The organism is Pseudorhodobacter sp. (assembly GCF_030452865.1).
Taxonomy (GTDB): domain Bacteria; phylum Pseudomonadota; class Alphaproteobacteria; order Rhodobacterales; family Rhodobacteraceae; genus Pseudorhodobacter.
Window position 1 is genome coordinate 1 of record NZ_JAKDLJ010000123.1, and the last position, 8,618, is coordinate 8,618.

Below are 8,618 nucleotides of genomic sequence, written 5' to 3' on the forward strand. Positions count from 1 at the left end.
CAGAGGAATTGCCCGCGTGGTGGATGTGGTTGATATGATCAAGATGCGGGTATTTCATCATCGCGATTTTGTCAAAACCGGGCATCACCTCGCCCATATCCTTGAAGGCGGGCTTCAACGCGCCAAGGCTTTGCATATCGGTTGCGGGGCGCAGGTATTCGTCACGGGCAAGGATGGTCAGGCCGTTCTGATCCTTGATCTCAATCACGGATTTATCAAAGCGTCCTTCGGCCCATGCCTGCGCCGCGCGCCGCTGGCTTTCCACCGCCAAAGCATCGGCTTGGTCGCGGGTAAAGCCGAATTCAGTGGCGATGATATCGGCGGAAATGCCCTGCGGCACGAAATAGGTTTTCATCGCAAGGCTCGGGTCCACCGCAATCGCAGCACCATCCGACCCCATGGCAACGCGGCCCATCATTTCCACACCGCCGGCGATATAGGCTTGACCCGCACCGCCGCGAATTTGGTTGGCGGCAAGGTTCACCGCTTCCATTCCGGAAGCGCAAAAGCGATTGATCGCAAGGCCGGGAATGGATTGATCAAGGTCAGAGGCGAGAACGGCAGACCGGGCAAGGCAACCACCTTGCTCACCGACTTGGGTGACGTTGCCCCAAATTACATCCTCCACCGCATGGCCCTCCAACCCGTTGCGGGATTTGACTGCGTTCAACACCTTGGCGGAAAGCGCCAGCGAGGTCAGCTCATGCAGGCTTCCATCAACGCGGCCTTTGCCACGCGGGGAACGGATTGCATCATAAATATAGGCTTCGGTCATGGTTGTTCTCCTTACGCCCGGTCCGAGGGTTTGCCGGGCATCATGTCATAGGGCGGCTTCCAGCCGGGTTGGGCGGCAATCGCATCCAGCCAGCGGTCAATATGGGGCCATTCCTTGCGGTCAAAGCCGAAAGGTTCGGGGTAATAGAGATAGCCCGCGCAGGACAGATCGGCGATGGTGAGTTGATCGCCAACGATCCAGTCAGAGTTGGCCAGATGGTCGTTGAGAAGGGCGTAAGCGGATTTCAACCGCGCTTGCTGGAACGTTATCACCGCCTCGGGGCGCTTTTCGGGGGGGAGGAAGTTCATCAAAAAGCGGGTGGAGCCGATGACGCCGGAAAACTTGTGATTGTCCCAAAACAGCCAGCGCAACACCTCGCGGCGCTCCGCTGCGGAACGCCCACCAAGCTTACCGGTTTTGGAGCTGATGTAATCGAGGATCACGCCCGATTGCGTCAAGGCGATATCGCCATCGACCAGCACCGGTACTTCGCCCAATTGGTTGATCGCCCGGAAGGCCGGGCTGCGGGTTTCACCGTTGAAGAAATCGACAAAAACCGGTTCCCAGTCCATATCCGCAAGCGTCAGGGCCAGCGCGGCCTTATAGGCGTTGCCGCTTTCGCCAAAGCAATAGAGTTGTGCGGTCATCTGATCTGCCTCCTGTTGGTGGGCGGCAGGAGCGGGGGTTTCACCCCCCCGCACCCCCGTGAGGTATTTTCACCAAGATGAACAACGATTTGTTAACCTTGGCATCTTAGTATCATGTTTGCGGTACAGGCTGAGGAGCCGATGACCGCCCAAGGTGAAGTCGCCCCGGTCTTGCGTGAAGCTCTCACATGGATTGGACCGATCCCCTGAACCGGGGCGCATCTTTTCCATTTCATCTTGGTCCAAATACCTGATCCTCCGCTTGGTGATTGCACGACGTCAGTTCTTGCGCGCCTCGAGTTCGGAATTGAACAGTCGGAGCCGGTGGGCAAGGTTGTCCTGATCAATTACCGATCCGAAATTTTCGAACAGAAACGACAACGCCTCACCTTCGTCCAAACCTGCGTCGATGGCAAACCTCTTCAGGCGGCGATAGCCGTCTTCGGTCATCGCGACCGGGAAGCGGCGGGTCAGGCGAAAGCGTTTGGGCATTCGTAACTCCACTTCAACGGGGGTAGGCTGCGCTTCAGCGCACCGCGCCAACCATACTTCAGAATGCTTCGGCCCTGAGTGCCATCACCGGTTCTGCACCACTTTCAATGCGGGCAAGGTGCGTCGCGGAGGCAGGTAGTTGGCGCGTCATATAATAGTGACCGGTGGCGATTTTCGCCTCCAGAAATGCTTTGTCGCCACTGCCCGCGGCAAGCCCCACAAAGGCCGCTTTTGCCATGCGCGCCCACATCAGACCAAGGCAGACATGGCCCATCAGATGCATGAAGTCGTAAGACCCGGCCAGCGCGTTGTTTGGGTTCTTCAAGCCGTTCTGCATGAAATACATCGCCGCTGCCTGCAAATCCTTGGACGCGGCTTTTAGCGGGTCGGTAAAGGGTTTCATCTGGGCATCATCTTGGTTCTCTTTGATAAAGGCTTTTACCATGTCAAAGAAAGCCATCACATGCTTGCCGCCATCCTGCGCCAGTTTGCGGCCCACCAGATCCAGCGCCTGAATGCCATTCGCGCCTTCATAGATTTGCGCGATCCGGGCATCGCGGACGAATTGGCTCATGCCGTTTTCTTCGATATAGCCGTGGCCGCCCCAAACCTGTTGTGCCTGAACTGCCATCTCAAACCCTTTGTCGGTTTGAAAGCCTTTGATCACTGGTGTCATCAGGGAGATCAATCCTTCGGCAGCCTCATCGCCTTGGCGTTTGGATTTGTCGATCAGATGTGCGCCCCAGTAGGTCAGCGCCCGCGCACCTTCGACGAAACTCTTTTGATCCATCAGGCTGCGGCGGATATCGGGATGCACGATCAGCGGGTCGGCGGGTCCGGACGGGTTTTCCGCCCCCGTCACGGCGCGGCCTTGTAGGCGTTCGCGGGCATAGACAACAGCGTTTTGGTAGGCGGCTTCGGCCACGGCATAACCTTGCAGGCCCACCCCCAGCCGCGCCTCGTTCATCATGGTGAACATGGCCTTCATGCCCTTGTGCAAATCGCCCAAAAGCCAGCCTTGCGCCGCGTCATAGTTCATCACGCAGGTCGCGTTGCCGTGGATGCCCATTTTATGCTCGATCGAGCCGACAGATACGCCGTTGCGCTTGCCCAAACTGCCGTCTTCCTTGACCAGAAATTTTGGCACGATGAAAAGGCTGATGCCTTTCGTGCCTTCGCCGCCGCCGGGGGCTTTGGCCAGCACCAGATGGATGATGTTTTCGGCCAGATCATGTTCGCCCGCCGAGATGAAAATCTTCTGCCCAGTGATCAGGTAGCTGCCGTCGTCTTGCGGTTCGGCCTTGGTGCGCATCATGCCGAGATCGGTGCCTGCGTGCGGTTCGGTCAGGTTCATGGTGCCGGTCCAGTCGCAACTGACCATTTTGGGCAGGTAGGTGGTCTTTTGTGCACCGGTGCCATGCACATGGATCGCGGAATAGGCACCATGGGTCAGACCCTGATACATGTTGAAGGCCATGTTGGCGGAGACGAAGATCTCACCCACGGCGGTTCCCATCACATAGGGAAGTCCTTGGCCGCCGTAGTCCGGATCACAATCGAGTGCGGTCCAGCCGCCTTCCTTCATCGCGGCAAAGGCTTTGTCAAAGCCTTTGGGCGTATGGACCACGCCATTTTCCAAGGTGCAACCTTCCTGATCACCGGAAAGGTTCAGAGGGGCCAGCACATCGCGCGCGACTTTGCCGGCTTCTTCCAGCACGGCGCCGGTAAAATCAGCTTCCAGATCCTCATAGCCCGGCACGCCGGTTTCAGTAACTTTCAAAACGTCTTGCAGCAGAAACTGAATGTCTTGGACGGGTGCGTTATAGATCGGCATCGGGCTGTCCCCTTTGGGCAAAAATGGTGTTTGGATCAAGCAGCGGATTTGCTGGGTGATCCGGTTTTTTGGGCGGAATAGGTGTTGAACAAAGGTTCAGCGGCGGTCAATTCGGCTTTGAGGTCGGTGATTGCCTCGGTCAATTCATCGCGTTGCTGTTCCATTTGGGCAAGGCGCTCTTGCCCCAAAACGTAGGTTTTGAGGTATTGCGCACGCTCCGAACCTTCACGATCATAAAGGTCCAGCAGTTGACGGATATCTTCGAGGCTGAAGCCAAAACGCTTGCCGCGCAGGATCAGTTTCAGTCGCGCGCGATCGCGCCGATTGTAGAGCCGTTTCGTCCCGGCACGTTTGGGGAATAGAAGTTCCTTGGATTCGTAAAAGCGCAAGGTGCGGGGCGTGACCTCAAAAGCCTCGCACATCGCACGAATTGTCATTGTGGTGTCGGCGGTCATGGCATCTCTCACTGGCTCAAAGCGGGGTGTTTCGCCCCTTCCCTTAGGTCACATGGGAACTCTGCCACCAACATACCAGAGAAATTGACGTTAACGTCACTGTAACGTGGCGTCAGAGTTCACTGTGACGCGGGGTCGTCCTCTACGCCGGTCCAAATTGCTGCGCTCTGGTCTCAAAGCTCTTTCGCGGCAGTGTCGCGCAGGGTGCGCAGATCGGCGATGGTCACATCCAGTTCGCTGCGTTGGCGGTCGAGTTCGGTCAGCTGGCGGTCGGCAAGCTCCATCCAGGCTTGCAGTTGCGGTTTACTGCCGTCCTGCTGATAGATCAGCAACCATTGCCGGATTTCCTCCAGGCTGAAGCCAAACCGGCGGCCGCGCAGGATCAGGGTCATGCGGGCGATTTCGCGCGGGCTGTACCAGCGGGCGCGGCCATCCTTTGCGGGTTCCAGCAGCTCGATATATTCGTAGTAGCGCAGGGTGCGCGGTGTCACATCAAACCGGGCGCACATTTCCTTGAAGCTCAGGCGGGTATCGGGCATCTCACTCCTCCTGCGGGTCAAGATATCGCGTTGCGGGGGACAGTCAATCGCAGCTTGCATATTGACCTTTGGTGCAAAGGGGGGTTGCGGCTTTGGTTGTGATGGGGAACATGAACGCCAAACGAAACCGAGGACCGGATGACGCATAATAAGAAACTCGTGCAGCAATTCATCACCGCATTACCACATGCGACGGCTTTGGGGATGGAGTTGGAACTGCTGGAAGACGGGTTGGCCGTGGTCGCGATGCCTTATGACCCGCGCTTTGTCGGTGATCCGGCGACCGGGGTTATCCATGGTGGTGCGGTGTCGGCGCTGATGGACACCGCATCAGGGGCGGCGGTGATGTGCCATGCCTCGCAGCCCGCAGCCACGGCGACGATTGATTTGCGGATTGATTACATGCGCCCGGCAACCCCCGGCCAGCGGCTGACGGCGCGGGCGGAATGTTACCATGTCACCCGCTCCGTCGCCTTCGTGCGCGTCACCACCACCGACGAGGATTCGAGCCGACCCGTTGCAGCGGCAACCGGCGCATTCACACTGGAGCGCACAAAAGGGAGCCGGGGATGAGCGAGCGACGGAAACCCGAGCCGGTGCAGGTGGTGAAACAGCGGCGCGATGCGGCACTGCGAAGCCTTGTTGACGGTGTGCCCTATATCCAGTTTCTCGGCATTCATTTTGACCGGCGCGGCGATGAATTGACCGCCGTTCTGCCTTTCGACGAAAAGCTGATCGGCAACCCGATGCTGCCGGCGATCCATGGTGGGGCGACTGCGGCCTTTCTGGAAGTGGCAGCGATCATTGAACTAAGCTGGTCGCTGCTGTGGGAGGAAATGGAGCAAGGGCGGCTCGATGCCACCTCACCAGAGGCGTTGCGCGCGTTCCGGTTGCCGAAGACCATTGATTTCACCGTCGACTATCTGCGCTCTGGCCTGCCGCGCGATGCTTATGCGCGGGCGCGGATCAATCGGTCGGGGCGGCGCTATGCTTCGGTGCATGTGGAGGCTTGGCAGGACAACCGTTCACGCTTGTTCGCACAGGCCACCGGGCATTTTCTGATGCCATCGCGCGACGATAACGGCGGGCAAAACGGGGATGGCGGGCAGAACGGGCTGTTGGCACCCTGATGCCTGACATGATGCCCGAAATCACCCATGCCCGTGTGATGCGGGTTGCCATCCCGATCGTTCTGGCCAATGTCACCATCCCGTTGCTGGGCGCGGTGGATACCGCCGTTGTCGGGCAGATCGGGCTACCCGCGCCGATCGGGGCGGTAGGGCTTGGCGCGATCATCCTCTCCTCGGTCTATTGGATTTTCGGATTTCTGCGGATGGGGACCACCGGGCTGACCTCACAGGCGGTCGGGGCGGGTAATCTGGCGGAAAGCACCGCGATTCTTTTGCGCGCGCTGATCATTGGCGGTGTTGCTGGCGCATTCTTCATCATCGCGCAACTGCCGCTGATCCGGGCGGCGCTGTGGCTTTCGCCCGGCAGCGCCGAAGTTGAAACCCTTGCACATGGCTATCTGTCGATCCGCATCTGGGGCGCACCGGCGACGATTGCGCTTTATGCTGTGACTGGCTGGCTGATTGCAACTGAACGCACACGTTCGGTCCTGATCCTGCAACTCTGGATCAACGGCGTAAACATCGCGCTGGACCTGTGGTTCGTGCTGGGCCTCGGGTGGGGTGTTCAAGGCGTAGCGATTGCCACGCTCATCGCCGAATGGTCGGGGCTGTTCTATGGGTTGTGGCTCTGCCGCGCGGCTTTCGGGGCGGCGCTGGCGGCAGGTTTGGCGCGGCTCCGTGATGCTGCGGCCTTGCGGCATATGGCGACGGTCAATGGCGACATCATGATTCGCTCCGTCCTGCTGCAAATCAGCTTCACCAGTTTCATGTTTCTTGGCGCTGGTCTGGGCGATGTAACCTTGGCGGCCAATCAGGTCTTGCTGCAATTTCTGACCATTGCCGCGTTTTTCCTTGATGGTTTCGCCTTCGCGGCAGAGGCGCTGGTAGGTCAGGCGGTGGGTGCACGCTCGGTTCGCGCCGCCCGCCGCGCGTCGATTGTCAGCAGCGAATGGGGGGTGGCTTCGGTTATCTGCTTGTCGCTGTTCTACCTGCTGGCAGGGCCGTCGCTGATTGACCTGATGACCACCGCGCCGAATGTCCGTCTGATCGCGCGTGAGTTTCTGCCTTGGCTGGTCGCGGCCCCGGTCATCGGGGTTGCGGCCTGGATGCTGGACGGCATTTTCATCGGCGCAACCCTGACGCGGCAGATGCGACAAGCCATGCTGCTGTCGGTGCTGATCTACGGATTGTCCCTGCTGATCCTGATTCCGCTTTGGGGCAATCACGGGCTTTGGGCCGCGCTGATGGTTCTGAACCTCGCGCGTGGTGTGACAATGGGGCGCTTGTGGCCCATGGTTGAACAGCGCGCAGCAGGGGTGTGAACGGGCTGAACCGGAACGGAATTTCAGCGGCGGATCAAACCGAACAGGGCCGACGCCCCCCAGCCCGCCGCAACCGCCAGAACCAGCGACAGCAACCCGTAAAGCAGCGACTGCTGATGCGCGAGGTTGAAGATCCAACGCTCAAACCCGTCCTTGTGAACGGTGATCACTTCTTCGTGCATATTGACCACCATGCCCGCCCGGGTGATGAACATCCGCACCTTGTATTCGCCTTCGGTCAGGTCGGCCGGCATCGCGATATCGGCGCGAAACAGCGTCGATTCCACCAGATTGACCGTATCCTCGGTCAAGGCATAGGCGCCATGCTCTGCCTGCAAGCGGATCAGCGCGTCCAGAAACAGCGGTGCATCCTCGGCCTCGCCAGAGATGCCAACCGCCCGGATCGCGCGCGGAATCGTGATCTGATAGCGTAGATCCTCGGTCGCGGACAGCGCATCGCTCAGCGGGGCAGAGGAGGCGATGGCGTAGAAACTTGGTGCGCGGCTGATGTTGACAGTTGCGGTGTTCATCCAGATCCCAAAGCGCCGTTCCTTGCGCCGCACGGTCATCGGGCTCGACGGGCCTTGCACCGTCACCACCACCTCCAGCGGGGCGCCGACCGGCACCGGGGCGTCGCGTTTGACCGCGCCATAGATCAGCACCTCTGACCCGTTGAAGGTGGTGGTAATTGACACCAGGTTCTGGCTCAACCCCGCGACAATGGTTTCACCCGTCGCGTCAACCGGAGGCGCTATCACGTCCTGCGCCGAAATGGGGGATGCCATCAGCAGCAACGCAAAAAGCAGGAGAGGGCGCTTCACGGCAACCTCCCCGCTGTGACAGAATAAATCTCATCCGGGGTGAGGAGCAGCCCAAGGGCGATCCGGATGCAAACTGCCAACACCATCAGGGCAAGCAGGATGCGCAATTGTTCCGCCCGCAGTTTCACCCCTATACGCGATCCGATCTGTGCGCCGATCACGCCGCCGATGATCAGCAGCAGCGCCAGAACCATATCCACGGTCTGGCTGCTGACCGCATGCATGACGGTGGTGAAGGCAGTCACGAAAATGATCTGGAACAGCGAGGTGCCGACCACCACCTTGGTCGGCATCCCCAGCAGATAGATCATCGCCGGCACCATGATGAAGCCGCCGCCGACCCCCATGATCGCCGATAGAAAACCGACAGCCGCGCCCGCCAGCATCGGCGGAATCACCGAAATATAGAGGCCAGAGGCGCGGAATTTCATCTTCAGCGGCAGTTTATGGACCGAGTAATGCACATGCGCCCGACGGATCGGCGCGCCGGATCTGCGCGCGCGCAGCAAAGCGCCAATACTTTCTTTCAGCATCATCGCGCCGATCAGCCCCAGAAAAACCACATAGGAAAGCTGCACGAACAGGTCAATCTGGCCAAGCCGC

At 59.4% G+C, this 8,618-nt stretch carries 11 protein-coding genes; 3 read left to right on the plus strand and 8 right to left on the minus strand.

What is annotated here, in order from left to right:
- From L0H65_RS09115 to L0H65_RS09140, 6 genes are all read right to left on the minus strand, one after another.
- Positions 1 to 775: beta-ketoacyl synthase N-terminal-like domain-containing protein (locus tag L0H65_RS09115; protein ID WP_301458559.1), on the minus strand; the 775-nt coding region annotated here is incomplete at its 3' end.
- Between the two features lie 11 nt (positions 776 to 786).
- The gene (locus tag L0H65_RS09120) at positions 787 to 1,422 is read right to left on the minus strand and encodes a glutathione S-transferase family protein (protein ID WP_301458560.1); all 636 of its coding nucleotides are present in this window, start codon (positions 1,420 to 1,422) and stop codon (positions 787 to 789) included.
- Between the two features lie 279 nt (positions 1,423 to 1,701).
- Positions 1,702 to 1,914 carry a hypothetical protein gene (locus tag L0H65_RS09125; RefSeq protein ID WP_301458561.1) on the minus strand — a complete coding sequence of 71 codons (213 nt, stop codon included), beginning with the start codon at positions 1,912 to 1,914 and terminating at the stop codon, positions 1,702 to 1,704.
- Between the two features lie 58 nt (positions 1,915 to 1,972).
- Positions 1,973 to 3,748, minus strand: coding sequence for an acyl-CoA dehydrogenase C-terminal domain-containing protein (locus tag L0H65_RS09130; protein ID WP_301458562.1), 1,776 nt, complete (start codon positions 3,746 to 3,748; stop codon positions 1,973 to 1,975).
- 35 nt (positions 3,749 to 3,783) lie between these two features.
- Positions 3,784 to 4,203, minus strand: coding sequence for a MerR family DNA-binding transcriptional regulator (locus L0H65_RS09135; protein WP_301458563.1), 420 nt, complete (start codon positions 4,201 to 4,203; stop codon positions 3,784 to 3,786).
- Between the two features lie 173 nt (positions 4,204 to 4,376).
- Positions 4,377 to 4,742, minus strand: coding sequence for a MerR family DNA-binding transcriptional regulator (locus L0H65_RS09140; protein ID WP_301458564.1), 366 nt, complete (start codon positions 4,740 to 4,742; stop codon positions 4,377 to 4,379).
- Positions 4,743 to 4,880: 138 nt separating this feature from the next.
- Between L0H65_RS09140 and L0H65_RS09145 the strand changes: the two genes are divergently transcribed.
- The 3 genes from L0H65_RS09145 to L0H65_RS09155 are packed head-to-tail and all read left to right on the plus strand — an operon-like array spanning position 4,881 to position 7,194.
- Complete coding sequence (locus tag L0H65_RS09145; RefSeq protein ID WP_301458565.1) at positions 4,881 to 5,315, plus strand: PaaI family thioesterase; 435 nt, start codon at positions 4,881 to 4,883, stop codon at positions 5,313 to 5,315.
- Positions 5,312 to 5,872, plus strand: coding sequence for a PaaI family thioesterase (locus L0H65_RS09150; RefSeq protein WP_301458566.1), 561 nt, complete (start codon positions 5,312 to 5,314; stop codon positions 5,870 to 5,872). The genes L0H65_RS09145 and L0H65_RS09150 overlap by 4 nt, the downstream gene beginning before the upstream one ends.
- Entirely contained in the window at positions 5,872 to 7,194 is a 1,323-nt protein-coding gene (locus L0H65_RS09155) for an MATE family efflux transporter (RefSeq protein WP_301458567.1), read from the plus strand. The genes L0H65_RS09150 and L0H65_RS09155 overlap by 1 nt, the downstream gene beginning before the upstream one ends.
- A gap of 23 nt (positions 7,195 to 7,217) precedes the next feature.
- On the opposite strand, the gene L0H65_RS09160 is transcribed toward L0H65_RS09155, so the two are convergent.
- Entirely contained in the window at positions 7,218 to 8,015 is a 798-nt protein-coding gene (locus L0H65_RS09160) for a TIGR02186 family protein (RefSeq protein ID WP_301458568.1), read from the minus strand.
- On the minus strand, positions 8,012 to 8,618 hold a 607-nt coding region (locus tag L0H65_RS09165), incomplete at its 5' end, for a sulfite exporter TauE/SafE family protein (protein ID WP_301458569.1). The genes L0H65_RS09165 and L0H65_RS09160, both read right to left, overlap by 4 nt.

What these genes read in the sequence shown, in the direction of transcription:
- L0H65_RS09125 (WP_301458561.1), bottom strand. Translation starts at nt 1,914, where the DNA reads ATGCCCAAACGCTTTCGCCTGACCCGCCGCTTCCCGGTCGCGATGACC.
- L0H65_RS09155 (WP_301458567.1), top strand. Translation starts at nt 5,872, where the DNA reads ATGCCTGACATGATGCCCGAAATCACCCATGCCCGTGTGATGCGGGTT.
- L0H65_RS09120 (WP_301458560.1), bottom strand. Translation starts at nt 1,422, where the DNA reads ATGACCGCACAACTCTATTGCTTTGGCGAAAGCGGCAACGCCTATAAG.
- L0H65_RS09140 (WP_301458564.1), bottom strand. Translation starts at nt 4,742, where the DNA reads ATGCCCGATACCCGCCTGAGCTTCAAGGAAATGTGCGCCCGGTTTGAT.
- L0H65_RS09150 (WP_301458566.1), top strand. Translation starts at nt 5,312, where the DNA reads ATGAGCGAGCGACGGAAACCCGAGCCGGTGCAGGTGGTGAAACAGCGG.
- L0H65_RS09145 (WP_301458565.1), top strand. Translation starts at nt 4,881, where the DNA reads ATGACGCATAATAAGAAACTCGTGCAGCAATTCATCACCGCATTACCA.
- L0H65_RS09135 (WP_301458563.1), bottom strand. Translation starts at nt 4,203, where the DNA reads ATGACCGCCGACACCACAATGACAATTCGTGCGATGTGCGAGGCTTTT.
- L0H65_RS09130 (WP_301458562.1), bottom strand. Translation starts at nt 3,748, where the DNA reads ATGCCGATCTATAACGCACCCGTCCAAGACATTCAGTTTCTGCTGCAA.